The organism is Rhodococcus sp. AD45-ID, assembly GCF_003023755.1.
GTDB classification, from domain to species: Bacteria; Actinomycetota; Actinomycetes; order Mycobacteriales; family Mycobacteriaceae; genus Rhodococcus_F; species Rhodococcus_F globerula.
In genome coordinates this window covers 1,244,658-1,268,596 of record NZ_PYHL01000001.1, presented here as the reverse complement: position 1 = coordinate 1,268,596, position 23,939 = coordinate 1,244,658, and the positions used below count along the sequence as shown (strand labels likewise).

At 63.4% G+C, this 23,939-nt stretch carries 24 protein-coding genes and 1 riboswitch; of the genes, 11 read left to right on the top strand and 13 right to left on the bottom strand.

Going from position 1 to position 23,939, the window contains the following annotated elements:
* Positions 1 to 89: 89 nt before the first annotated feature.
* From C7T36_RS05780 to C7T36_RS05765, 4 genes are all read left to right on the top strand, one after another.
* Positions 90 to 1,064 (top strand): ABC transporter ATP-binding protein, encoded by a 975-nt coding sequence (locus C7T36_RS05780; RefSeq protein ID WP_033235610.1) that lies wholly within the window; start codon positions 90 to 92, stop codon positions 1,062 to 1,064.
* Positions 1,064 to 1,831, top strand: coding sequence for an ABC transporter permease subunit (locus C7T36_RS05775; protein WP_033235609.1), 768 nt, complete (start codon positions 1,064 to 1,066; stop codon positions 1,829 to 1,831). Before C7T36_RS05780 ends, C7T36_RS05775 begins: the two co-directional genes overlap by 1 nt.
* A gap of 110 nt (positions 1,832 to 1,941) precedes the next feature.
* Positions 1,942 to 3,399 (top strand): M28 family peptidase, encoded by a 1,458-nt coding sequence (locus tag C7T36_RS05770; protein WP_174557325.1) that lies wholly within the window; start codon positions 1,942 to 1,944, stop codon positions 3,397 to 3,399.
* Positions 3,400 to 3,441: 42 nt separating this feature from the next.
* Entirely contained in the window at positions 3,442 to 4,299 is an 858-nt protein-coding gene (locus C7T36_RS05765) for an adenylate/guanylate cyclase domain-containing protein (RefSeq protein WP_033235608.1), read from the top strand.
* 5 nt (positions 4,300 to 4,304) lie between these two features.
* On the opposite strand, the gene thiD is transcribed toward C7T36_RS05765, so the two are convergent.
* Complete coding sequence (gene thiD, locus C7T36_RS05760) at positions 4,305 to 5,147, bottom strand: bifunctional hydroxymethylpyrimidine kinase/phosphomethylpyrimidine kinase (RefSeq protein WP_033235607.1); 843 nt, start codon at positions 5,145 to 5,147, stop codon at positions 4,305 to 4,307.
* Complete coding sequence (gene thiC / locus C7T36_RS05755) at positions 5,144 to 6,769, bottom strand: phosphomethylpyrimidine synthase ThiC (protein ID WP_045064019.1); 1,626 nt, start codon at positions 6,767 to 6,769, stop codon at positions 5,144 to 5,146. The genes thiD and thiC overlap by 4 nt, the downstream gene beginning before the upstream one ends.
* Positions 6,762 to 6,869, bottom strand: a riboswitch (TPP riboswitch). Its footprint overlaps the gene before it by 8 nt.
* Positions 6,870 to 7,012: 143 nt before the next feature.
* Between thiC and C7T36_RS05750 the strand changes: the two genes are divergently transcribed.
* Positions 7,013 to 7,408 carry a GNAT family N-acetyltransferase gene (locus C7T36_RS05750; protein WP_373557452.1) on the top strand — a complete coding sequence of 132 codons (396 nt, stop codon included), beginning with the start codon at positions 7,013 to 7,015 and terminating at the stop codon, positions 7,406 to 7,408.
* Between the two features lie 18 nt (positions 7,409 to 7,426).
* Here the strand turns inward: C7T36_RS05750 and C7T36_RS05745 are convergent, their stop codons facing one another.
* From C7T36_RS05745 to C7T36_RS05735, 3 genes are read right to left on the bottom strand one after another with little or no spacing between them, the layout of a single operon-like run.
* Positions 7,427 to 8,230, bottom strand: coding sequence for an exodeoxyribonuclease III (locus tag C7T36_RS05745; RefSeq protein WP_033235606.1), 804 nt, complete (start codon positions 8,228 to 8,230; stop codon positions 7,427 to 7,429).
* Between the two features lie 16 nt (positions 8,231 to 8,246).
* Positions 8,247 to 9,098 carry a GNAT family N-acetyltransferase gene (locus tag C7T36_RS05740; RefSeq protein ID WP_045064017.1) on the bottom strand — a complete coding sequence of 284 codons (852 nt, stop codon included), beginning with the start codon at positions 9,096 to 9,098 and terminating at the stop codon, positions 8,247 to 8,249.
* Positions 9,099 to 9,127: 29 nt separating this feature from the next.
* Complete coding sequence (locus C7T36_RS05735) at positions 9,128 to 9,718, bottom strand: peptide deformylase (protein WP_033235604.1); 591 nt, start codon at positions 9,716 to 9,718, stop codon at positions 9,128 to 9,130.
* Positions 9,719 to 9,900: 182 nt separating this feature from the next.
* On the opposite strand from C7T36_RS05735, the gene C7T36_RS05730 reads away from it, so the two are divergent.
* The 5 genes from C7T36_RS05730 to C7T36_RS05710 all read left to right on the top strand — a co-directional run bounded on the left by C7T36_RS05730 (position 9,901) and on the right by C7T36_RS05710 (position 14,364).
* The gene (locus C7T36_RS05730) at positions 9,901 to 10,254 is read left to right on the top strand and encodes a DUF3263 domain-containing protein (RefSeq protein ID WP_033235603.1); all 354 of its coding nucleotides are present in this window, start codon (positions 9,901 to 9,903) and stop codon (positions 10,252 to 10,254) included.
* A gap of 71 nt (positions 10,255 to 10,325) precedes the next feature.
* Positions 10,326 to 10,895, top strand: coding sequence for a LytR C-terminal domain-containing protein (locus C7T36_RS05725; protein WP_033235602.1), 570 nt, complete (start codon positions 10,326 to 10,328; stop codon positions 10,893 to 10,895).
* Positions 10,896 to 10,984: 89 nt separating this feature from the next.
* Positions 10,985 to 11,689: a superoxide dismutase family protein gene (locus C7T36_RS05720; protein ID WP_033235601.1), complete on the top strand. Its 705-nt coding sequence runs from the start codon at positions 10,985 to 10,987 to the stop codon at positions 11,687 to 11,689.
* Positions 11,690 to 11,776: 87 nt separating this feature from the next.
* A complete protein-coding gene (locus tag C7T36_RS05715) occupies positions 11,777 to 12,901 on the top strand; it encodes a glutamate--cysteine ligase (RefSeq protein WP_033235600.1) in 1,125 nt (374 codons plus the stop codon).
* An 83-nt stretch (positions 12,902 to 12,984) separates the two neighbouring features.
* A complete protein-coding gene (locus tag C7T36_RS05710; protein WP_033235599.1) occupies positions 12,985 to 14,364 on the top strand; it encodes a phosphatase PAP2 family protein in 1,380 nt (459 codons plus the stop codon).
* Here C7T36_RS05710 and mnhG read toward each other — a convergent pair.
* The 6 genes from mnhG to C7T36_RS05680 are packed head-to-tail and all read right to left on the bottom strand — an operon-like array spanning position 14,330 to position 20,627.
* A complete protein-coding gene (mnhG, locus tag C7T36_RS05705; protein WP_033235598.1) occupies positions 14,330 to 14,674 on the bottom strand; it encodes a monovalent cation/H(+) antiporter subunit G in 345 nt (114 codons plus the stop codon). The genes C7T36_RS05710 and mnhG overlap by 35 nt on opposite strands.
* Positions 14,671 to 14,940, bottom strand: coding sequence for a monovalent cation/H+ antiporter complex subunit F (locus C7T36_RS05700; protein ID WP_202026106.1), 270 nt, complete (start codon positions 14,938 to 14,940; stop codon positions 14,671 to 14,673). Before C7T36_RS05700 ends, mnhG begins: the two co-directional genes overlap by 4 nt.
* Positions 14,940 to 15,509 carry a Na+/H+ antiporter subunit E gene (locus tag C7T36_RS05695; protein WP_033235597.1) on the bottom strand — a complete coding sequence of 190 codons (570 nt, stop codon included), beginning with the start codon at positions 15,507 to 15,509 and terminating at the stop codon, positions 14,940 to 14,942. Before C7T36_RS05695 ends, C7T36_RS05700 begins: the two co-directional genes overlap by 1 nt.
* Positions 15,506 to 17,161 (bottom strand): Na+/H+ antiporter subunit D, encoded by a 1,656-nt coding sequence (locus C7T36_RS05690; RefSeq protein ID WP_202026177.1) that lies wholly within the window; start codon positions 17,159 to 17,161, stop codon positions 15,506 to 15,508. Before C7T36_RS05690 ends, C7T36_RS05695 begins: the two co-directional genes overlap by 4 nt.
* A gap of 17 nt (positions 17,162 to 17,178) precedes the next feature.
* Positions 17,179 to 17,796 (bottom strand): Na(+)/H(+) antiporter subunit C, encoded by a 618-nt coding sequence (locus tag C7T36_RS05685; protein ID WP_033235595.1) that lies wholly within the window; start codon positions 17,794 to 17,796, stop codon positions 17,179 to 17,181.
* Positions 17,793 to 20,627, bottom strand: a complete 2,835-nt coding sequence (locus C7T36_RS05680; protein ID WP_045064013.1) for a Na+/H+ antiporter subunit A — start codon at positions 20,625 to 20,627, stop codon at positions 17,793 to 17,795. The genes C7T36_RS05685 and C7T36_RS05680 overlap by 4 nt, the downstream gene beginning before the upstream one ends.
* 193 nt (positions 20,628 to 20,820) lie before the next feature.
* Between C7T36_RS05680 and C7T36_RS05675 the strand changes: the two genes are divergently transcribed.
* On the top strand, positions 20,821 to 21,234 hold the full coding sequence (locus C7T36_RS05675) for an NUDIX domain-containing protein (protein WP_239654593.1): 414 nt from the start codon (positions 20,821 to 20,823) through the stop codon (positions 21,232 to 21,234).
* On the opposite strand, the gene C7T36_RS05670 is transcribed toward C7T36_RS05675, so the two are convergent.
* Both C7T36_RS05670 and C7T36_RS05660 read right to left on the bottom strand, forming a co-directional pair.
* Entirely contained in the window at positions 21,191 to 22,534 is a 1,344-nt protein-coding gene (locus C7T36_RS05670; protein WP_239654592.1) for a hypothetical protein, read from the bottom strand. The two genes, C7T36_RS05675 and C7T36_RS05670, sit on opposite strands and share 44 nt — an antisense overlap.
* Before the next feature lie 13 nt (positions 22,535 to 22,547).
* A complete protein-coding gene (locus C7T36_RS05660; protein WP_045064008.1) occupies positions 22,548 to 23,921 on the bottom strand; it encodes a hypothetical protein in 1,374 nt (457 codons plus the stop codon).
* Positions 23,922 to 23,939: the final 18 nt, after the last annotated feature.

Genomic DNA, 23,939 nt, shown 5'->3' with positions numbered 1-23,939 from the left:
TCCCGGGGTCCACGTCCTACCTGGGTACCACGTCGAACTAGACCTGCGACCGATGTGCAGGCGGTGCCGGATCAGGCAGAGTTCTGCTCATGATTGAACTGAGGGGATTGACCAAGGTTTACGGACCGACCAAGGCGGTGGACGATCTGACGTTCACCGTCCGCCCCGGCATCGTCACCGGGTTCCTCGGACCCAACGGCGCCGGCAAGTCGACGACGATGCGGATGATCCTGGGGTTGGATCGCCCGACGTCGGGTGAGGCGCTGATCGAAGGCAAGTCGTACCGCGAGCTCAAGGATCCGTTGCGTACCGTCGGCGCTTTGCTCGACGCGAAGTGGGTTCATCCGAACCGCAGCGCCAGGGCGCACCTGCAGTGGATGGCCGCGTCGAACGGGATTCCGAAGTCTCGGGTGGATGAGGTTCTCGGCCTCGTGGGGCTGTCCGAGGTTGCGGGCAAGAAGGCCGGCGGGTTCTCGCTCGGTATGTCTCAGCGTCTCGGCCTGGCCGGTGCGCTGCTGGGTGACCCGAAGGTGCTCCTGTTCGACGAGCCCGTCAACGGTCTCGATCCGGAGGGCATCGTCTGGATCCGTAAGTTCATGCAGCGACTGGCTGCCGAGGGACGCACCGTGCTGGTGTCGAGCCACTTGCTGTCGGAAATGGCTTTGACCGCGGAACAATTGGTTGTCATCGGTCGAGGTCGACTGATCTCGGACTCGACTGTCGCCGAGTTCGTCGATCGTTCGTCCGAGTCGACGGTTCGAGTGCGTAGTCCTCAGCTCGATGCATTGCGCAGCGTGTTGACGTCGCAGGGATTGACGGTGCGCGAAGACGGTTCGAGTGTTGTTCCCGCTCTGGTCGTTGTCGATTCCACCACCGAAATCGTGGGTAACTTGGCTGGTGCGCAGGGAATTGTGCTGCACGAGTTGGCTTCTCAGCGTGGTTCGCTCGAGGATGCCTTCATGAAGCTCACCGGCGACGATGTCCAGTACCACGCGACCGGGGTCACAGGCCCCGCCGTCGCGCAACCGAACGCTCACCAGAATGTCATGGGAGGTGCACTGTAATGGCTGTTCTCAGTGCTGAACGCATCAAGATCACCACGACCAAATCGCCACTCTGGTGCTCGGTCATCATCGTTGTTCTCGCTCTCGGATTTGCCGCCATCATGGGCACGGTAGCCAAGTCTGCGCTGACGTCGGACGCCCAAGGCGCCCCCGAACTCGACGCGGCACTTGCCACCGCCGGAATCTCGGGCTTCGGAATCATGGTCCTCATGATCATGGCGGCACTCGCGATCACCAGTGAGTACCGCTTCGGAACGATTCGCACCACATTCCAGGCAGTGCCCAATCGGGCATCGGTTCTCGCCGCCAAAGCCGGCCTGATCGGTGGATTCGGGGCAGTCCTGACCTTCGTTCTGGCATTCGGTGCCTACGCGATGGCCAAGGTCTTGGCCGGTGCCGACGCCAGCGTCGGCTTGACGCTGTCGAGCAGCTCTGACTGGCGCGCGATGTACGGCATCCCGATCTACGCGTTCTTCTGCGTCGTACTAGCCGTGGGTGTCGGTGCGATCATTCGTCAGTCGGCCGGCGCGATCGCCTTGCTGCTGCTGTGGCCACTGCTCATCGAGAGCCTCTTTTCACTGTTCGGCAGCTTCGGCGAGAAGATCATGCCGTTCCTGCCCTTCAACAACGCAAACCACTTCCTCAGCCCTGAAATGACGACCGGCGATTTCCACTGGGGACCGTGGGGCAGCCTGATCTACTTCGCGGTGTTCGTGCTGGTCATCTTCGGCATCAGCATTGTCCTGGTGAATCGCCGCGACGCCTGACCTCGACGCCTGACCTCGACGCCTGACACTGTGCGCCCTTGTCGACCGCCCGCGGTTGATAAGGGCGCACTGCCGTTTCCTTATCGGCTCCCGCGGTTACTCTTTCGCGCATGAGACTCCATCACGCGTTGGCAATCGGCATAGCCGGGGTTCTGGTGCTTGGTGGATGTTCGGCCGGGGCCAGGCCCGCAGACACGGCGCTGATCGAACCGCAGGCCTTCTCGGGGACGGTCACCGTCGACGCGGTCATGGGCCATCTCGATCAGTTCGGCAAGATCGCAGCTGCCAACGGCAATACTCGGTCCACGGAAACCCCGGGGTACGACGCCAGCGTCGACTACGTCGCAAACCTGCTCGAAGACAATGGTTTCGACGTGGAAACCCCGGAGTTCGCGTTCAGCTCCTTCGACCCGGGAACCGAGCTGTTGACCTCCTCAGGCGGAGTCGACTTTCCGGTCCGCGCATTGACCTACTCGACGTCCACCGGACCGGACGGGATCACCGCACGCGTCGTGTCGGTACCCGCAGACGAGACACCAGGTTGTGAAGCCTCCGACTACGACGGGCTCGATGCTGCGGGAGCTATCGTCCTCGTCACCCGCGGGGTGTGCCAGTTCGGCGCCAAGCAGACCATCGCAGCAGATCAGGGCGCCGCTGCACTGTTGGTGGTCAACAACGAAGACGCGATGTTGGGCGGCGGAACCCTGGGCGATCCGGATATTGCGCGGATTCCCACGGGAGGCATCAGCCTGTCGTCGGGGCAACAGCTTGCCTCAGAGGGCGGTGACGTCACTCTGGTGCTGGACACGGTCACCACCACAACACGCTCGCGCAACGTCATCGCGCAGACGAAGACCGGATCAAGCAGCGACGTTGTCATGGTGGGCGCTCACCTGGACAGCGTTCCCGAGGGGCCCGGTATCAACGACAACGGCAGTGGCAGCGCGGCCATTCTGGAGACGGCGCTGCAGCTCGGTAGTTCGCCGGACATCACCAACGCGGTGCGGTTTGCGTTCTGGGGCGCCGAGGAACTTGGCCTCGTCGGCTCGACCGAGTACGTTGCCGGGCTCAGCCCGGAGGAACAAGCGGCCATCGCGCTGTATCTGAATTTCGACATGCTCGGCTCACCCAACCCCGGATATCTGGTCTATGACGGTGACAATTCGGATGGTCTCGGCGAAGGTCCTGGCCCGGAAGGCTCCGCCGGTATCGAACGCACCTTTGTCGACTATCTCGGCGGTCGCGGAATTCCGGCAGAGGGAACCGACTTCGACGGACGATCTGACTACGGCCCGTTCATCGAGATCGGAATTCCGGCAGGCGGCGTGTTCAGCGGAGCCGAGGAGCTGAAAACCGTCGAGCAGGCACTGAAATGGGGCGGCGAGCCCGGCGTGAGTTTCGATCCGAATTATCACACCGCCTTGGACAATCTCGACAACATCGATCGGGACGCACTCGCCGCGAATTCCGCTGCGGTGGCGTTTGCGGTGGCAACGTACGCGCAGGATATCGGGGGCCTCAACGGAGTTCCGGTAGGCGAGGCCAGAAGCTTGGCTCGAACCCGGTGATCATGAGGCGCGCGGTGAGCAGCTCTAGGTTACTCTCGAGTAATGAGCGATCCGATCCCGAGCGAAGTACCCGGTGACGTGCGCGATGCCGCTCCTTCCGGCGTCCGCTCGGTCATCGGATCGGTGCTCAACACCGCGTCGGATCTGAACGGACACCAGCAGATCGTCGAGGCGCTACGACGTGTACGTCGGTTGCTTCCGGGCGACCCGGGGTTCGGCGACCCGCTCTCCCTGTCGGGGCCTGGCGGCGCACGGGCGGTGGCACGCGTCGCCGATCGTTTTCTCGACCACAAACCGGCCGCTACCAGGGAAATGAGCCTCGGCGCGTTGCAGGTGTGGCAGGCGGCCCTCGAGAAGATGGGCCGAGGCCGTGGTGATCAGGAACTGACTATCGTCTTCACGGACCTCGTCGGTTTCTCCACGTGGTCGCTCCACGCCGGCGACGGGGCGACGCTAGCGCTCCTGCGGGCGGTCGCGCAAGCTGTCGAAACACCCATCACGGATCGCTACGGTCACGTCGTGAAACGGATGGGCGACGGACTCATGGCAGTGTTCACCAGCCCAGACGCGGCAGTGGCCGCGGTCTTCGCGGCGCAGGAAGCCCTGGCGCAGGTCAACCTCGACGGCTATCGGCCCAAGATGCGCGTCGGCCTCCACACCGGAACACCCCGGCAACTGGGCGACGACTGGTTGGGTGTCGACGTCACCATCGCCGCCCGGATGATGGGATTGGGCGGCGACGGCAACGTCATGATGTCTGCGGCAACTCTCGAAGAACTTGCGCCGGGAACCCTCGAAGAGCTGAACCTGGAGATCCGTCCGTGGCGCCGCGGATTCTTTGCGACGACGCCGAACGGAGTACCGCAGGATCTGGGTATCTGGCGCGTGTGGCAGGCCTGATACTCCTACATTTCGAGCCGCCACAACGGTGACACGGGGCCGTGACCGGCTCCGAGGTCGTACGACGCCTCGAGGCATTTGGTCACCCATTCCTTGCCGAATGCGACGGCGTCGGGAACCGAATAACCGTGTGCCAGAGCGCACGTGATGGCAGCAGCCAGGGTGTCGCCGCCGCCGTGATCGTTGCCGGTCGCGATGCGGGGACTGCTGAACTCGAGGAAAGTGTCACCGTCGAACAACAGGTCGGTGCTCATGTCCGAGGTGCGCAGATGTCCACCCTTCACGATGGACCACTGAGCGCCCAAACCGTGAAGGGCCTCGGCTGCGCGACGTGCGGTGGCGTCGTCCTGGACGTCGATGCCGGTGATCAACCGAATTTCGTCGAGGTTCGGTGTCACAACAGTTGCGGCGGGGATAAGGACGTTGCGGACGGCGTCGAGCGCTTCCGCGTGCAGGAGAGGATCGCCGTGCATCGACGCACACACGGGGTCGACGACAAGCGGGATCGGCCGGTCGCGGCCGATCCCCACCTCCGCGGCAACCGCAGCTACCGCTTCGATGATGGTTGTCGACGCCAGCATGCCGGTCTTGGCGGCGCCGATGCCGATATCCGACACCACCGTCCGCACCTGATCGGCGACAACCTGCGGTGGAATCTCGTGGAAACCGCTGACGCCCACCGAATTCTGCACGGTGACGGCCGCAACGGCCACGCACGCGTGGACGCCGCACATTGCCATCGTGCGGGAGTCGGCTTGGATGCCGGCGCCGCCGCCGGAATCGGTGCCGGCGATGGTGAGGGCACGAATCGGCGTCTGGCCGGAGGGCGTCAGGGGAAGCAGGTTCACGTCGGAGAGCCTACCGATCGGACCTGGGGAAACCCCAGTTCGGTCCGGGCAGGTTCGGTTTCGAGGAGGTCCGCGTACTGACGGACGTCCGCCGAGATCCGCATCGAGCAGAACTTCGGACCGCACATCGAACAGAAATGCGCGGTCTTGGCGGGCTCGGCCGGAAGCGTCTCGTCGTGGAATTCTCGTGCCGTATCCGGATCGAGCGACAACGCGAACTGATCCAGCCAACGAAACTCGAAGCGCGCCTTGGACAGTGCGTCGTCCCGGGCCTGAGCGTTGGGGTGTCCCTTGGCGAGGTCCGCAGCGTGCGCGGCAATCTTGTACGTGATCACCCCGGTTTTCACGTCGTCGCGGTTGGGCAGGCCGAGGTGCTCCTTGGGGGTGACGTAACAGAGCATCGCGGTTCCGGCCCGCGCGATCATCGCCGCTCCGATGGCCGACGTTATGTGGTCATAGGCAGGCGCGATGTCCGTCGCGAGCGGTCCGAGTGTGTAGAACGGCGCCTCGTCGCACAGTTCTTCCTCGAGGCGGACGTTCTCTTCGATCTTGTCCATGGGAACGTGTCCCGGACCCTCGATCATGACCTGGACGCCCGCGGCTTTCGCGATCTGGGTGAGCTCGCCCAGCGTGCGCAACTCCGCGAATTGCGCGGCGTCGTTCGCGTCGGCGATCGAACCGGGGCGAAGGCCGTCACCGAGGGAGAACGTGACGTCGTAACGCCGCAGGATCTCGCACAGTTCGTCGAAGTGGGTGTACAGGAACGACTCCTGGCGATGGTGCATGCACCACGCGGCCATGATCGCGCCGCCGCGAGAAACGATTCCCGTCACTCGGTTGGCGGTCAGAGCGATGTAGCCGATTCGCACACCCGCGTGGACGGTCATGTAGTCCACACCCTGCTCACACTGCTCGATTACCGTGTCGCGGTAGATCTCCCACGTCAGGGCGGTGGGGTCGCCGTTGACCTTCTCCAGTGCCTGATAGATCGGAACCGTGCCAACCGGAACGGGTGAGTTGCGCAGAATCCACTCACGGGTGAGATGGATGTCCTTGCCGGTCGACAGGTCCATGATGGTGTCGGCGCCCCACCGGATCGCCCACACCATCTTCTCGACTTCCTCTGCCACAGAAGATGTTACGGCGGAGTTGCCGATGTTTGCATTGATCTTCACGGCAAACTTCTTGCCGATGATCATCGGTTCCAGTTCTCCGTGTCGATGGTTGGCCGGGATCACGGCCCGGCCTCTGGCCACCTCGGATCGAATGAGTTCCGCGGAAACACCCTCTCGGACAGCGCAATACCGCATCTCCGGAGTGATCACGCCGGCTCTGGCGCATTCCAATTGTGTCGAATCTCGTGCACTCCGCTCCCACGCGTCGCGCGTTCTGGGGAGGCCGCGGTCGAGATCGATCGTCGCGGCGGTATCGGTGTACGGACCTGACGTGTCGTACAGATCCAGATGCTCACCAGTGGTGAGGGTGACGCGTCTAAGCGGGATCCGGAGTGAATCCGATTCGAGATAGTGCTTGCTGCTGCCCTCGATCGGGCCGGTAGTCACGGCTGCCACGCCGTGGACAGCCTTGTTGAGGACAGTCTTGTTGACAGACTTCTCGTGCATTAATGCGCTCCCTACGCCGGCATTACCCGGTCAGGTTCATCCGGTCGACGGCCCTAGCCGTCCTCTCAGCCCGCTGGTGCGAGCCCCCGTGGTGGTTGTATGAAATTTTGTGCGCGTGCGCTCACAACGGCACCGGGCGACTGTATCTCAGTACCGAAAGAAAATCTCGGTGCGATTGCGGTCGGGTCGTTCTCGGTGCGAAAATTGGGCGATCCCGGGACAGCGTCGTCGGCAACTGTTTCTATGAGTGTCATGGATCACAGTTTGGGTACCGTGCGTGCAGCAGTGGAGGTTTCCACCATGAACAACTCCGCCATGAATAACACCGACATCACGCTGATCGACAACCCGTCACATGAACGGTTCGAATTGCTCGCGGGCGACGAACTGGTCGGCATCCTCGGCTATCGCGACGAAGACGAGATCCTCGGGTGCGGCGCCGAAGCCGGCGATGTGGTGGCGTACATGCACACCGTCGTCAAGGAAGAGTACGGCGGCCAGGGAATGGCAGCCGTATTGGTGCAGTTCTCGATGGATTGCGCCCGCGAACGTGAGTGGTCGGTTCGCCCGGTGTGCTCGTACGTGCAGCGATACCTCGGCGAGCATCCCGAATATCTCGATCTGCTCGTCGAGGACTGACCGCGCCGTTCCCGCTTTTCAGGAACCCAGCTGTGCGATCACAGGGGCGTGATCGCTGGCGCCCTTGCCTTTACGCTCGTTCCGATCGATTTCGGCGGACTCGACGCGAGCCGCCAGTGCGGGCGAGCCGAGAATGAAGTCGATGCGCATTCCCTGCTTCTTGGGGAAGCGGAGCTGCGTGTAGTCCCAATACGTGTACACGCCGGGACCGGGAGTGTGGGGGCGGACGACGTCCGTGAAACCGGACGAGATGAACGCGTCGAAAGCAGCGCGCTCGGCCGGCGACGTATGAGTCTTGCCTTCGAAGACAGCGGGATCCCAGACGTCCTCGTCGGTTGGTGCGACATTCCAGTCGCCGACGAGGGCGATCTGCTCGTCCGGGTTCTGCTTCAGCCAGCCTTCGGCGTCGTCGCGCAGCTTGGCGAGCCAGTCCAGCTTGTACGCGTAATGGGGATCGTCGAGTTCACGGCCGTTGGGAACATACAGGCTCCACACCCGCACCCCGCCACACGTCGCGCCGATCGCGCGGGCCTCGCGCACCTGCTCCGCTTCGGGGTCCTTGGTGAAGCCCGGCTGATCCTCGAAGCCGATCTGCACGTCGTCGAGACCGACACGCGAGGCGATGGCAACGCCGTTCCACTGGCTGAGTCCGACGTGAGCGACCTTGTAGCCGATCTCCTCGAAACGTTCGTACGGGAACTGCTCGTCCTTGCACTTGGTTTCCTGCATCGCCAGGACATCGACGTCGGATCGGTCGAGCCAATCGATGATCCGGTCGGTACGGGCACGGACGGAGTTGACGTTCCAGGTAGCTATGCGCACGCGGGCAAGCCTAGCGTCAGGCACCGACAGGCGCGGTGGCGTACCGGTAGCGATGATGTTCGACGAAGCCGAGCGAGCGGGCTGTCGCGACTGCCGCGGTGTTGTCTTCGGGAACGGCCAGGTAAGCATGGGTTGCGCCCTGGATTCGACTCCACCCGAGCAAGTCAGTGCAGATCAGAGTGCCGATTCCGTGCCGTCGGTGCGCATCCGCCACCGCGAGATCGAGCAGACCTGCCCACCGACGGCCGTCGGGGGCGTCGCTGACGGCGGCTCGTGCCGAAGCCAGAATCATCGTGTCGGCGCTGCCGATCGTTCCGGTGGCCACGCGCGTGAGGGAGTCCCCGGCGTGAGCGTCGTCGATGGTGGTCGTGAACTGTGGCGGCGTCGGGGCTACGTTGTCGAGGTCGGCGGCAAATATGATGCCCTCGCCGCCGGAAATCCACGTGGGCGGGGCAATTCCGAGGCGGTCGGGCAGCATCAGAGTGGTCGGACGTCCCCGATCTGCGAACCAGGAGCGGATGGCCGCCAGCGTTTCCGGGGTTCGCGACGCACTGCCGCCGGGTTCGCCGAGGGGGAGTGCCGAGTCCATGTCATGGGGCGAGTGCCCGATGCGCAGCAGCCAACCGTCGATCCGAGCCTGCTCGGTTCCCGGTGAACCGGCGGCCGCCGCGATCTCGAGGTTGCGGATGTCGCCCACTCGAATGGGCCGCGCTGCAAGAACTTTGAGCGCGATTACCTGATCCGCCGATACGGTGACAACGCGCCCGTCGTTGCCGCGAACCGTGATCGGGTCCGCGGATTCGAGGGTGCCGATCACGTCGGTCATCGGATGCGAGTAGCCGGGTGGGAGCTTGTACCGCAGCACCACCCGGCTACCGATCGAGATGGGCAAATGTCTCAGTCTTCGTCGTCGTGGCCGAACGGATCGTCGACCGTACCCGGAGTCCAGGTCAATCCGGGCTTACCCCAACCGGACTGCTTGATGGCCTTCTTCGCGGCGCGCGCATTCCGGCCGATCAGAACGTCGGTGTACAGGAAGCCGTCGAGGTGGCCGGTTTCGTGCTGGAGCATCCGGGCGAAGAATCCGGTGCCTTCGTACTCGACAGGGTTGCCGTCGGCGTCGGTTCCGGTGACCTTGGCCCAGTCGGCGCGGCCGGTGGGGAACTGCTCGCCGGGAACGGAAAGGCAGCCTTCGAAGTCGTCCTCGGGATCGGGCATCGTCTCGGGGATTTCCGACGTCTCGAGGACGGGGTTGACCACAACTCCGCGTCGGCGGGTGTCGCTACGATCGTCACCTGGGCAGTCGAACACGAAAAGACGCAGCGAAACACCGACCTGATTGGCCGCGAGGCCGACGCCGTTGGCGGCGTCCATCGTCTCGTACATGTCGGCGATCAGTTCGGCGATTTCCGCCGGAGACTGCGTGACCGGCTTTGTGGGCTCGTGCAGTACCGGGTCGCCGACGATTCGGATGGGGAGGATAGCCATGGCGTCAAGGATAGTGCGGCGCGCCCGCGTGGTTATCGCGGCCCGCCCGATACCTCGTGGTTCAATGGTTGCTGAAGAACAACGATGTGATTTGTTGCTCGGTCGGGCCACGTACCCGGGGGAACGCGGGCAACAGGGGGACACAGTCTCACTGACGGCGAATACAGCAGTCGAGGAGTGACATGGACAGCGCAGTTGCGCGTAGTCGAAGCCGGACCGATGGCGCCGAGGTCGAAGATGCTGCGGGCGTCAGCTCTGCCGGAATCAACGATGTCGGCGAAGACGGGCTTACTCGCCGAGAACACGACATTCTTTCCTTCGAACGCCAATGGTGGAAGTACGCCGGCGCGAAGGAAGTAGCGATCAAAGAGTTGTTCGACATGTCGGCAACCCGCTACTACCAGGTGCTCAATGCACTCGTTGATCGCCCCGAATCGTTGGCGGCCGATCCGATGCTGGTCAAACGCCTGCGCCGGTTGCGTGCCAGCCGGCAGAAGGCCCGGGCGGCTCGTCGCCTCGGCTTCGAAGTGACCTGAAGCCGCAAAACCTACACACAAACCTCTGTCGATGAACGGTCGAACCGCCCACTGGCGATAGGGTCGAGAGTGTGAGTACCCCGAAAGAGCAGCCGTCCGGACCACCACTACGCGCTATCGCCATGGTGCTGATCGCCCTCGCGATCGTGTTCATCGGGCTCGGTGCGGCGTCGCTCGGCGGTTCCGATTCCGACACCACGGCGGCCGAGCAGACCGAGACGAGCGCGCCGGCCGCGACCACAACAGCGGTTGCCCCCGTGACAACAGCGCCGGCTGCCAAAACCGGCACCGACTCCGCGGAAACCACGACGACACGCCCGTCCGCGACCACGACATCAGCCGGCGCGTCGGTGAGTGTCGATCCGTCGACTGTCAGTGTCCGGGTGCTCAACAACAGCACGGTATCCGGGCTCGCAGCAGGAACCGCGGAAGAATTGACCGCTGCGGGTTGGAACGTCGAGGAGACGGGTAACTACAGCGAAGGAACGGTGAGCACCACCACGGTGTACTACGGATCTTCCGCGGCAGAGAAGGCAGCGGCGCAGCAGATTGCCGCCGAACTCGGTGTGACGGCAGAGCCGCGATTTGCCGGTATCGCAAGCGCGTCGCCCGGTGTGATCGTCATCGTCACGTCCAACTGACCCGTCGGTTCGGACCACCCGTCGGGTCTGTGTACTACTCACGCCGTTATGATCAGTTGCACTTCCTCGCCACCCAAAGGAGCGGTTCGATGGCCCCCAGCAGCACCCGGCGTATGTCCTGGCGCGTCGTTGCCCCCGTAGTCGCACTAGCCGCTTTCGGCTTGACTGCCTGCAGTAACAACGAAGAGCCCAGCAACGTCCCCGGTACAACTCCGCCTGTGTGGACGGGTGCGGCCGACCCGAGCGCACACGAGAGCGAAAGCCACGGAGCGTCGTCGACTGCTCATGCCGGTAGCTCCGCAACCGAGACGGTTACCGCAACGTTGAACGGCGCAGACGGCAGCAAGGTCGGCACTGTCACGTTCACGCAGGAAGGTAGTGACGTCAAGGTCACCCTCGATGCAAAGGGTCTGACGCCGGGCTTCCACGGCTTCCACGTTCACCAGATTGCCAAGTGCGAGACCAACTCGGTTGCGCCCAGCGGCGGCGAGCCGGGCAACTTCCTCTCGGCCGGCGGACACTTCCAGGCAGAGGGCCACACCGGCCATCCCGCCAGCGGCGACCTGACGTCCGTACAGGTTCTCGAGGACGGCTCGGCCACCCTCGTGACCACCACCGACGCGTTCACGGTCGATCAGCTGGTGGCAAACGGCGGCACGTCCGTCATGATCCACGCAGGTGCCGACAACTTCGGCAACATCCCGACGCGTTACGCGCCGGCGCCGGATCAGCAGACCCTCGACACCGGTGACGCCGGCGCACGCGTTGCGTGTGGTGTCATCACCGAGAGCTGATCCTGCTCTGAGTTCTGTATCACTTCGGCAACTACCACGCAGTAGCCAGCACGGTGTTCTCGCGATCATTGTGGTTGGATTCTCTGCGTGGTAGTTCCATTTCCGGGTTCGCCGCGTCCGACGCTGGGCGTGGAGTGGGAGATCGCCTTGGTCGATCGTGTGACCAGAGATCTCTCCAATACAGCTGCCGAGGTGTTTTCGGCGGTCGAGGAGCTTGCAGGCTCCGAGACTCCGCACATCACCAAGGAGTTGCTGCGCAACACTGTCGAGTTGGTGACGGGCATTCACGACACGGTCGGCGAAGCCATGAGCGATCTCGATGCGTCCCTCGACCTGTTGCGCCGGGCCGCGGATCCGCTGGCCGTCGACCTCATCTGTGCGGGTACCCATCCGTTTGCCCAGTGGTCCACTCAGTTGGTCACGCGCACGCCTGATTACGACGAGCTGATCGAGCGCACGCAGTGGTGGGGCCGGCAGATGTTGATCTGGGGTGTGCACGTCCACGTCGGAGTGTCTTCGGCGGATCGGGTGTTCCCCATCATCAATGCGCTGTTGCAGCGGTACCCGCATCTGTTGGCACTGTCGGCGTCGTCGCCGATGTGGGCCGGCGTCGATACCGGCTATGCGTCCAACCGGGCACTGATGTTCCAGCAGTTGCCGACGGCGGGTCTGCCGTACCAATTCGAGAGCTGGGCCGAGTACGAGTCGTTCATCGACGACCAGATGAAGACCGGCGTGATCACCAAGATCGGTGGCATGCATTGGGACATTCGTCCGGCGCCCAAGTGGGGAACCATCGAAGTCCGGGTGTTCGACGGGGTGTCGACGCGCGCGGAACTGGGCGCGCTGGTCGCATTGGTTCACTGCCTCATCGTTGATCTCGACCGCCGCCTCAGCGCGGGGGAGACGTTGCCGAACATGCAGCCGTGGCACGTGAAGGAAAACAAGTGGCGCGCAGCCAGATACGGTCTCGACGCCGAGATCATTCTGGACTCGGCCGCAAACGAATGTCTGGTCACCGACGACTTGGAGCGACTGCTCGAAGATCTCACGCCGATCGCGGTGTCGCTCGGGTGCGCGGACGAGTTGGCATCCGTCGCCGATATTCCGCGCCGCGGAGCGTCGTACCAGCGTCAACGACGCGTGGCGGAAGCTCACGGTGGAGATCTGGTGGCAGTGGTCGACGCGTTGGTTGCAGAGTTGGGTACGTGACGCGCCGCTGAGCAGTTCGGACAAACAGTCCATTTGTCTAGACGCCGTCCAAGCACCGTTCACTCGCCGTTTACTATTATCCGGTGTTGACAGACAGTGTGTCCCGAAGTGGGGCTTCGACGGGACAGACGGGCCAGTCCTGGGCGGCTTCGCACAAGGTCCTGATTCTCGGTAGTGCCGCAGTGCTTGCCCTCGTTCTGGGCGTGCAAGCTTTTGCGTCCTACAAGGGATATCTCGGTCCGGTGGAAAGCCTGTTCGGTGACTACTTCCTGGTTCCTCGTTCGGCAACGATGCCGTGGGTGGGGCTGGCATTGGCCCTGGTCGGGCTCAATACCCGGGAGCGTGTGTACGCGATCTCCGCGGCTGTTGCCATCGACCTGGTGGTCGGAGTTATCCGCTGGTCCGCCGGCGGTCCGATCACGATGGGCACCGGCGGCACCTGGGTGCTCACTGCTATTGCGGTGTACGCGTTCTGGAAACTCACCGGTGAGCGTCGGTCCGGCGTGCTTCGCGGAGTGGTGTTGGGTGCGTTGCTGATCCTCGCCGCGAAGGTGGCCGAGACCTGGCTTTCGATCACCATCCTCCTCGGCACCGACGTGTGGGACGAGTACGTCTTCCTGGCCGATCAGGCGCTGGGCAACCCGTCGTGGGTCATGGGTCAGTTCGTCGACGCGCTCGGCCCGGTGGGAGCGGCGATCCTCGACTGGATCTACGTCGAATTGCCGGTCGCGATCATCGTTGTCGCGCTGTACCAATGCCGTAAGGGCTGGCCTTCGCATCACCTTCTCCAGACGTTTCTGCTGATCGGTTTGATCGGGCCGATCTTCTACATTCTGTTCCCCGTGGTGGGTCCGGTATTTGCGTTCGGCCCCCGCGGGTTCGGATTCCAGATCGGCGACTTCTGGCCGAATATCGTTCCGAACGTGGATTTCTCGGCGCCGGCGTCGCTGCCGTTCGACGACGCAGCACCACGTAACTGCATGCCGAGTCTTCATACGGCGTGGGCTGTTGCGCTGTTCACCCACTCGCGCCGCGGCCCGTGGTGGCTGCGGACCTTGGGTACGTTCTGGCTTCTCGCGACGTTGACGGCAACCCTGGGTTTCGGGTTCCACTACGGCGTCGACCTCATCGCCGGCGCGGTTCTGTGCCTGACTCTCGATGCCGCACTGCACGATCCGGAACGTGGTTGGGGTTGGTTCCGCATCAGGCTGGTGCTCGGCGGAAGCGCGATACTCGTCGGACTACTGCTGTCGTACCGGTTCGCGTCCGTGCAGATGGCGGCGTACCCGGAACTGTTCGGGCCGCTGCTCGTCGGAGTTCTGACCGCGATGTCGGTGGCCTTCTTCGCGACGTTCTACGCCAAGCCTGGCACTGCGCTTGCGCAGTGGGGCGGCCGGAGCGAAGACGTCGCGGACCCTACGGATTCAGCTACGGACTCTGCGGCGGGTCTTCCAATTCGTTGATCTTCATGACGGCGTCCTGCTCGCGCTGCTCGCGGTAGGCCACACGGCCGACGCTGTGTGCGATCACCGGCGCCGTCAGCATGGTGAAGATTCCGACCAGGACGAGCATCCAGATGTCGACGCTTCCGCGCAGCAGGAACACCGCGCCCATGAGAACAAGAACAAGTCCGACGACCTGAGGTTTCGTGGCCGCGTGCATCCGGCGCAATGTGTCGGGGAATCGCACGATGCCGACAGCTGCGGTCAGGGCGAGCACCGAGCCGAGGAAGATGGCGAGGACGCCGATGACGTCGAGGATGTTGCCGATCATCGGTCACTCACCCGGAATCGTGCAACCGAGACGGATCCGATGAATCCGACCAGAGCGAGTGCAACGATCGCGGGAACGATCGTGGTGTCTCCGCTGTACGCGGCCCATACTGCGAGTCCACACATGGCAACGGCGACAATCGTGTCCAGCGCGACCAGACGGTCGAGTGAGCTCGGCCCGTCGATGAGCCGGAAAGTGGTCAGGACTGCGGCGACCGCGAGCATCACTCCGGAGATGATCAGGATGGTGGTGATGAATCCGTTCATTATTGATCCTCCGCTCGTGGCGCATCGAATTCGTAGTCACGTTGGTGCCACGGGCTTGGTTGCCAGTCGGAGTCACGCTCGAACGACGCGATGAACAGTCGCTCCAAATCTTCGACCGAGCGATAGAACGCGCTCACCGCTTTCTGTGAACCTACGTCGAGGACGTGAACGTAGACGATCCGGCGGTTCTGGTCGATCTCGAGAACCATCGTTCCCGGGATCAGGTTCAGCACGTCGATGCACAGCGTGAGTACCAGGTCGGACTTGATACCCAGTTGGTAGCGCAGAACACCGGTGACGGGCGGCGGCGACGGCCGGATGGCAAGCCACGCCACCTGGATGCTGGAGACGGCCGCGTAGTACACGATCACGCCGATCAGACGCAGGATCGAGAGCACGTGCACTCGACCTTCCACGGGAACCGGCGGCAGCGGTAGAAGGACCATGATGACCAGGCCGACAGCAAGTCCACCGAAGATATTGCCCCAGCTGACGTTGCCCCACAGCAGAATCCACACGATCATGAGCCACAGGAGGACTCCGATGCGGAGTACGAGTGAGCGTTTCATCGCGGCGCCTCCTCGGTGTCAGTCACAGGCGTGTCAGTCACAGGCGTGTCGGCTACAGGGGCGTCGGCTACAGGTATCGGTCGGTGATCGCCGAGAACCGCGTCGATGTAGATGGACCGATCCTGTAGATCCTTCGCGGCTCGGTCGCTGATGTCGATGATCTGCCCGGCAAACACCGTCAACGCGAGGCCGACGCCCACGAGTGCGACTGTCGGGATCAGCATGAAGGCGGGAATCTTGCCGACGTCCTCGCGGTCGTCGAACGCGATGTCCTCTTCGGATTCGTCGATCAGAGCCGACGGGCTGACATCGGCGAGGTCGCCTTCGGGTGCGTCGGCGCGGGCGCGCCAGAAGGCCTTGGTCCACACACGGGCCACGGCGTAGAGCGTCAGGAGGCTGGTGACGGTACCGCCCGCGACGAGTACCCAGGCGAGTGCGCTGGCGTCGGAGGCTCCGGCTTGCAGCAGCGCAACCTTGCCGATGAAGCCGGAGAACGGCGGAATACCACCAAGATTGAGAGCGGGAACGAGGAACACGATAGCCAGAATCGGGCTGGCAGCGGCCAAACCGCCGAGGCGTCGTAGTGACGAGCTTCCGGCTTGTCGTTCGATGAGACCCACCACGAGGAAGAGCGTCGTCTGCACGATGATGTGGTGCGCGACGTAGTAGATGGCGCCCGACAATCCCGAGGTCGTGGAGAGCGCGATACCGAAGATCATGTAGCCGATATGGCTGACCAGGGTGAAGGACAGTAATCGTTTGATGTCGCTCTGGGCGATGGCACCCATGATGCCGACCACCATGGTCAACAGACCGCACACCATCAGGACATTGTCGAGTTCACCTTGCGGGAACAGCAGTGAGTGCGCGCGGATGATCGCATACACGCCAACTTTGGTGAGCAGGCCGGCAAAGACGGCGGTGATGGGCGCCGGTGCCGTCGGGTAGGAGTCAGGAAGCCACGCCGACAGTGGGAAGACCGCAGCCTTGATCCCGAACGCCACGAGTAGGACGCCGAAGATCGCGGTGCGGGTGCCGGCGGGGATGTTGTCGAACCGCAGGGCCATGTCGGCCATGTTGAGTGTGCCAGTCGCGGCGTATGCAAAGGCGATGCCGGCCAGGAAGATCAGCGAAGACACCATCGACACCATGACGTACGAGACACCCGCTCGAACGCGGTCGGCACTCGCTCCCAAGGTCAGCAAGACGAAGCTCGCGGACAGCAGCACCTCGAACCCGACGTACAGGTTGAAGAGGTCACCGGCGAGGAAGGCGTTGGAAATACCCGCGGTCAGAGCCAGATATGTCGGCAGGAAGATCGACACCGGCTGCGCTTCGTTACCGTCGCGGATACCCTGACCGATCGCGTACACCATGACGGTGAGCAGGACGATCGAGGAGACGACCAGCATCATCGCCGACAGTCGGTCGACGACGAGAGTGATGCCGATCGGCGAATCCCAGCCGCCCACCTGAACTGCGGTGGTGCCGTCGCGGTCTGCCAGATACAGCAGCATGCCGGACACAGCCACGACGGCGACCAGTGCGATCAGGGTGATGACTCGCTGGAACCGGGGACGTCGGCCGACAACAAGTGTGGCGGCAGCGCCCAGCATCGGAATCAAGACGGGCAGGGGCGCCAGTGCGCCCATGAGGTTGGACGAAATGGTCACGTGCGCGCACCTCCCTTACCGTCTTTCTGGCGCTTCTCAGGTTCTTTCTTGCGGGCGAGGTCAGTGGCCCAGTCGGGCACGGGTTCGTCCTCGAAATCGCCGTCGCGAAGATCTTCGTAGCACTCGATGTCCTCGAGGTTGACCAGTTGTTCCAGGGGGATGGGGTTGCCGTCCTTGTCGAATGCGTCGCCGCCGATGCTCGGCGCACCGGTGACGGGGTCGTCGGATCGGTCGTGGTCGGGAGCGTCGGCGGGCAACCGGCGCAGCAAGACCTTGGTGTCCTCGGGATCGTCTTCCACGGCGTCGGCGGTGTTGATCTTGTAAGACCGGTACGCCAGTGCCAGAACAAAGCCGGCCATGCCCATCGTGATGACGATCGCGGTCAGGATCATGCCCTGCGCCAGAGGATCGGCGATCTCTTCGTGCACGGAGTCGCGGCCGACGATCGGCGGATTGCCGTCACTGCCGCCGACGGTGAGGATCAGCAGGTTGATGCCGTTTCCGAGCAGAAGCATTCCCAGCAACATGCGGGTGATACTGCGCTCGATCAGCAGGTACACGCCCGTCGACGTCAGGACGGCGATCAGGAGGAGCATTCCGATATTTGCGCTCATGATGCTTTCACCTCGATTTCTGCGTCGAGGCGTGCGCCGAGACTTCGGAGTACGTCCAGCACCAGGCCGACCACGATGAGGTAGACGCCCAGGTCGAAGAACAGTGCGGTGACCAGTTTGACGTGGCCGATCAGCGGGAGGGTGAACTCGAAGACCGCCGACGAGAGAGCCGGGGCACCGAGGAACAGCGAGATGATCGCGGTGCCGGCCGAGAGAGCCAAGCCCAGGCCGAGGATCTTTCCGGCGTCGATGGGAACGGCTTCACCGAGTTCGTAGCGTCCACCGGCGAGGTAGCGCAACACGAGCGCAAGCCCGGCCGTCAAGCCGCCGGCAAAGCCGCCACCTGGCGCGTTGTGGCCGGAGAAGAAGAAGTAGATCGACAGCACCATGATCGTCGGGAAGACCAATCGGGTGGTGACCTCGAGGACCAGGGAGCGGTGACGCGGATCGATCAGGTCGCCGCCGCGCAGCCAGGTCGTGTCGGTGCTTGCGGCCGCTTTGTCGACGATCACCGAAGGCGCGTCGGACACTCGGGGCGCGATACCGAAGCGGCGGTTGCGGAACACAAGGCTGGCGACGCCCGTCGCGGCAACCAGCAGCACCGAGATCTCGCCGAGAGTGTCCCAGGCGCGGATATCGACGAGCAGGACGTTGACCACGTTCTTGCCGTTGCCGATGGTGTACGCGGCGTCGGGAAGCAGTTCGTAGATCGGACGCGTATTGCGAGCGTTGACTGCGTACGCCGCGATGGCGGTGATCGTGATTCCGACGGCACCGGCCAGAAGGGCGCGCGGCAACTTGAACCCGATGGCCTTACTCTCGTCGATCTCGGCCGGGAACTTTCGAAGCACGAGCACAAAGATGACCAAAGTCAGTGTTTCGACCAGGAATTGGGTAAGAGCCAGGTCGGGGGCACCATGCAGCGCGAACAACACACCGGAGCCGTAGCCGGTGAGTCCGACCAGGATCACGGCGGCCAGACGGTTGCGCATCACGGTCGCAGCGATGGCTGCGGCGATCATCATCAGCGCGATCGTCAACTGGATGGGGGAATCCCACAACCGGAGATCGACGCCCGTGTCGGTGTCGATGATCAGCAGGACCAGGGGAACGACAACCAGCGTCGCGAGGATGGTCGACTGCGTCCGGGGCAGTGAACCACGCTGCGTGACTCCGGTCAGACGCATGGAGATGGTGTCCATGCCGCGCAGGGTCGCGTCGTAGATACGGTCGGCGTTGCCGAGCGGAGGGTGCTCGAAGTGCAGGCGGCTGATCTGGCGTTGCGCGATGTAGAGCGCAAAACCTCCGGCGATGACCACACAGGTGAGCAGCAGCGGCGTATTGACGCCGTGCCACAACGCCAGGTGATAGTCGGCGTGCGGACCGGCGGGCAGGGTGGTGGAATACGGCGTCAGTAGCTTCTCGAGCTGCGGCGACAGTATTCCGGCAGCCAGTCCGGCAACGGCGAGCAGACCAGGGGAGAACAAGAACAGAGCGCTGGGCGCATGCATCTTGCTCACGGCGGGGCTGGGCTTGCTCAGGGTCTTGCGTCCGAACGCGCCCCAGATGAAGCGAATGCTGTATCCGACGGTCAGAATCGAACCCATCACGATGACAGTGATGACGGCGATGGACGACCAGTGGCCGAGGACGTCGGTTTCGAGCACCGATTCGAGGGCAGCTTCCTTGCCGACAAATCCGAGAAGCGGCGGTAGCCCGGCCATGCTGGCGGCGGCTAGGGCCGCGATGATCGCCAGCGCGGGGGCCGTCTTACCCAGATGGGCAAGTTTGCGCAGGTCACGGGTGCCGGTGGTGTGGTCGATGATACCGACCACCATGAAGAGCGCAGCCTTGAACATGGCGTGCGCCACCACCATCGTCATGCCGGCGAGGGCCGCGTCGCGGGTTCCCAGACCGACTAGAACCATCATGAAACCGAGTTGGCTGACGGTGCCGAACGCAAGGACGAGCTTGAGGTCGTATGCCCGCATGGCTCGCCAACCGGCCAGGATCATCGACAGCAAGCCGAGGCTGATGATGGTGATGCGCCACGGCGGTGAATCCGCGTATCCGGGGGCGAGACGGGCAACGAGGTAAATACCGGCCTTGACCATCGCGGCGGCGTGGAGATAACCGCTGACCGGGGTGGGCGCGGCCATGGCGCCGGGAAGCCAGAAGTGCAGCGGGACAATTGCGGATTTCGACAGTGCGCCGATCAGGATCAGGACAATCGCGACGGACGGCAACCATCCCGTCGGCGGGTTGGCGACCAGGTCGGACAGGTTGTAGCTGCCACCGGCTTGGCCGAGGATGATCATGCCGACCAACATCGCGAGACCACCAGCGGTGGTGACCAACAGTGCCTGGGTTGCGGCGCGGCGACTGGTAGCGCGCTCGGCGTAGTGGCCGACCAACAGGAACGACAGAACCGTGGTCAGTTCCCAGAACATGTAGAGCAGCAACATGTTATCGCTGGTCACGAGGCCGAACATGGCGCCGGCAAATGCCACCATTTCGGCAGCGAAGATGCCGAGGCGGGGTTCGTCGTCGTTGAAATATCGTGCGCAGTAGATCAGAATCAGCGTGCCGACACCCAGGACCAGGACGGCCATGATCGCGGAGAGCGCGTCGAATCTGAAGTCGATGTCCATCGACAGGCCAGGAGCCCACGTGATGTGGAGTGTCTCGACTGTGCCCCATTTGTCGATGACCCAACCGAGGCTGATCAGCGGAACCAGTGAGAGCGGGAAAAATCCATTTCGCCCGAACCTGCGCACCACAAGCGGAGCCAAGAGGGCGGCAACGGCATGGGCAAGCAGAATACTGAGCAAAAGGCACTCCGTCGTGTTGTGTTCAGCGGGCGGCGGGGTGTCCGAACAAATCGAACCTATCGGTAATTTCGGGACGTAGCCCCTTCACAAGGACACCGTCTGGGTGTATATATTACCGGCCCGTCTTCATTTGCCGTGCAGTGCGTCGCTTCGAACTACAACCGTGTGAACTGATACACGTATGTTGGACCGGGTGAAACCGCAGATCATCCGCACCGCTGCCCTTGCACATATTCGCGATCGCCGACTGATTCAGACCCGGTCGGTCGGGAAGACAGCGTTCTACATGGCCGGCGGCAAAATCGATCCGGGTGAGACCACCGAACAAGCATTGCATCGCGAGATTCGTGAGGAACTCGATGTCGGACTTGTCCCCGGCACCGTCGAGTTTCTCGACGTGTTCGAAGCTCAGGCGTTCGGGCATTCGGTAGGGACGGCGCTGCACATGAGTTGCTATCGCGCCGAGATGGACGGCGAACCCCGCCCGACGAGCGAGATCGCCGAGTTCCGGTACTTCACGTGCGCAGAGTACGAAGCCATGGACGACGTGGCACCAGGTTCGCTCAAAGTGTTTCGACGCTTGGTGTCGATGGACCTGATTGACTGATCAGACGCAGTCGGCGGCTCGCGTAGGCGCAGACGACCACGATCACGAGGGCTGTGCCGTTGAGGATCAGGACGTCGTCGGACGGTTCGAACCGACTGGCCGTGGTAGCTCCGGTGATGGGCGTGTAATCGGTCCACCCGTAGGAGAACTGCGGATATACCAGTAAGGCCAATGCCGTGGGTCCGAAGATCACACTGAGACCGACGAGCAGTCGCGACGCCCCGGTCCGCGCCGGTTCGGACTGCATGGCGCTGACAATCGTGTACGCCGCGCCGGCGCCGCAGATGCGGATCAGGACGTCGCTGACCGAAAGCGCGTTCTCCGAAGAGAACGTGGTTGTTGCGACGTAACTCGCAATTCCGGCAACGGACAGGACACCGAGCACGATGTAGCCGCCCACGAGTGAGGGACGAAACGCTGCGAGCGTTGCTGCCGCGATGATGAGGACCGTGAGAAAAATCGCAGTCGGAACGGGCGCCGATGCCCCGGTGCTCACGGACGCCGACAGGCTGTTTGCCACCGCGGATGCCAGCATGGCCGCGGCGGCCGTCGACATCAGCAGGATCTGGCCGCCCTTCTCCAAAACACGCGCGGCGATGACGGTGACCAAAATGGCACCGGCGACGACGGGAATCGCCGCCCACACCGTGTTGATGGTGATCCACCAGTTCACGGCCACGCCCATGAGCGTCAGCACTGCCGAGATCACCACAGGCCGCACTGCCATCCGTTCCGGTGGCTCGTCGCGATGTCGGTCGGCGTTGCTGCGCCACCAAACGAGCGCCGTAAGTGCAGTCAGTCCGAGGGCGATGAGTGTGGCGGCCACGATCGGCGGCTGAAACTGGGTGGTGTCTTGCGCGAGGTAGTCCGCATAGCGACGTGGAACTGCCGTGGGGTCGAGCAGTGCATCCGAAACGAACACGGCAACAAGCACACCCGCTACGGTGGCAGCCCGCACCATGCGGGGAATCGTGACCGTTATTGCTCCGAGCGCCACGCCGGCACCAACCGGGGACAGCGCCTCGAAGGCTTGGTAATACAGGCCTGGCAGTTCCAGCAGGAGCCCACCACATGCGACCAGCGCGGCCGTCCGAATCCGGGTACGAGCGAGACCAGCCGCGGTGCCGACGGCAACAACGGCCAGGACACCCGCCCCGATCGTGCCGATGGACCAGAACCGATCGCCCGACCAGATCGACCTGGACTGGCTTTCCAGGAAGGGAGCCAAGCCGACCACGGTGACCACGAATGCCGTCACGCCGCCGAGTATCAGACGGGGCGTCCTACTTATGACGGGCACCACTTCACGGTAGTCAATGAGCGTCGGATACGCCGGATTCTGCTGAATTGGAGTTGTGTGGAACTCGTCTGATGGCGGCGCAGCACACTGCGATGATCGCGACAAAGAGGAGAGCAGTTCCGATTGTCCGGGCGTTGACGTAGTCGACTGGAATCGTCGTGGTGCTTGTTGCGGATTCCACAAAAGCGAAGTTCAGTCGCACAGGGGGCCACGAAAGTTGATAGGCCAGAACAGCGATCGAGGTGAACGTCATTGCCGCGAACAGGATCGCGAGTCCGAGGGTGGCGTCGACCAGGCTGGCCGGAGCAAGCGCACCGAGCAACGCCGCTCCGCCGAACCCCAGGGCGGCGATTTTCACCACGATCGAAACGGCTCCGTGTGCAGTGGTGAAAGGGAGAAGCTCGGACAGGGGCACCGCGGCGAGGATGACCACTGCGACGGTGGCAGGGATGCGCTTGCTCAGTCGCAACCCCAGCGCGACCGCCACGCTCGAGGCGAGCACCACAACCCAAGGAGATTCCAGCGATGCCCATTGGCCGTATTCACCGTTGACAAGCATCAGGGTCGGGGCCGACGCCGCTGCGAGTGCTGTTGCGGCCCAGAGAAACTTGCCGCCCGCGCCGGACTGCTCGCCGAGTTGGCGGGCAGCAATCGCCGTGAGGACCAATGCCGCTGCGGCGCAGAGAATCATGACCACCCAGGCGGTGCCTTTACTCGCGAATTCCTGTCGGTCGACGATGGATCCGAGTATCCGGTGCCCGATTGCCAAGGCGATCACGGCAATGAGCGCGACGCGGATTTCGCCGGCGTCGGGGCGTCTGATGCGGAATCCGGACTGAGCGCTTATTGCGCAGGCGACTGCCAGTGCTGCAGTTGCCGCCAGCAACAACCACGCTGGTTCGCCCACAGCTGAGGTGCTCATCCGGCCGGCTCCGGTACCGAAGGCGTGCGCGGACAGATATCCTGCGATCACACCCAGTAGCACGCCGTTCCTTGCGGCGGTCCGATCCCAGCTTGCGGCAACTGCGCAGCCCAGAATGACGCCTGCCGCAACACTTTTGAGTACCACGAGTGTGATCAGCAGGTCGAGGACGGCAACGTCCGGAACGGCAACCCGGATCAGTGCGATGATCGCTGTTGCCGCGGTGACAACGATCCACGCTGCTCGGCGGGAACCGCTCCGCTGCGACAGTGCGCACGCGAGGACGGCTACGACGGAGCCCAGTGCAACGGAGGTGGGACCGCTGCTGATCCAGCGGTCGATTTCGGACTGCGAGGCGACAATCGCCCAGTCCTGCAGCGGGGGATTGGTCAAGGCGAAGGCGGCAAGTGCCCCCGACGCGAGTGCCGCGAGGGTGGTGAGGATCGCTCGGAAATCGACTGGCATCGAACCAACCTATCGCGG

Bases quoted from the DNA above. Each gene is read 5' to 3' on its own strand.
- C7T36_RS05780 (WP_033235610.1), top strand. From the start codon at position 90: ATGATTGAACTGAGGGGATTGACCAAGGTTTACGGACCGACCAAGGCG.
- C7T36_RS05775 (WP_033235609.1), top strand. From the start codon at position 1,064: ATGGCTGTTCTCAGTGCTGAACGCATCAAGATCACCACGACCAAATCG.
- C7T36_RS05770 (WP_174557325.1), top strand. From the start codon at position 1,942: ATGAGACTCCATCACGCGTTGGCAATCGGCATAGCCGGGGTTCTGGTG.
- C7T36_RS05765 (WP_033235608.1), top strand. From the start codon at position 3,442: ATGAGCGATCCGATCCCGAGCGAAGTACCCGGTGACGTGCGCGATGCC.
- thiC (WP_045064019.1), bottom strand. From the start codon at position 6,769: ATGCACGAGAAGTCTGTCAACAAGACTGTCCTCAACAAGGCTGTCCAC.
- C7T36_RS05750 (WP_373557452.1), top strand. From the start codon at position 7,013: ATGAGTGTCATGGATCACAGTTTGGGTACCGTGCGTGCAGCAGTGGAG.
- C7T36_RS05735 (WP_033235604.1), bottom strand. From the start codon at position 9,718: ATGGCTATCCTCCCCATCCGAATCGTCGGCGACCCGGTACTGCACGAG.
- C7T36_RS05730 (WP_033235603.1), top strand. From the start codon at position 9,901: ATGGACAGCGCAGTTGCGCGTAGTCGAAGCCGGACCGATGGCGCCGAG.
- C7T36_RS05720 (WP_033235601.1), top strand. From the start codon at position 10,985: ATGGCCCCCAGCAGCACCCGGCGTATGTCCTGGCGCGTCGTTGCCCCC.
- mnhG (WP_033235598.1), bottom strand. From the start codon at position 14,674: ATGATCGGCAACATCCTCGACGTCATCGGCGTCCTCGCCATCTTCCTC.
- C7T36_RS05700 (WP_202026106.1), bottom strand. From the start codon at position 14,940: ATGAACGGATTCATCACCACCATCCTGATCATCTCCGGAGTGATGCTC.
- C7T36_RS05695 (WP_033235597.1), bottom strand. From the start codon at position 15,509: ATGAAACGCTCACTCGTACTCCGCATCGGAGTCCTCCTGTGGCTCATG.
- C7T36_RS05690 (WP_202026177.1), bottom strand. From the start codon at position 17,161: ATGGGCGCACTGGCGCCCCTGCCCGTCTTGATTCCGATGCTGGGCGCT.
- C7T36_RS05685 (WP_033235595.1), bottom strand. From the start codon at position 17,796: ATGAGCGCAAATATCGGAATGCTCCTCCTGATCGCCGTCCTGACGTCG.
- C7T36_RS05660 (WP_045064008.1), bottom strand. From the start codon at position 23,921: ATGCCAGTCGATTTCCGAGCGATCCTCACCACCCTCGCGGCACTCGCG.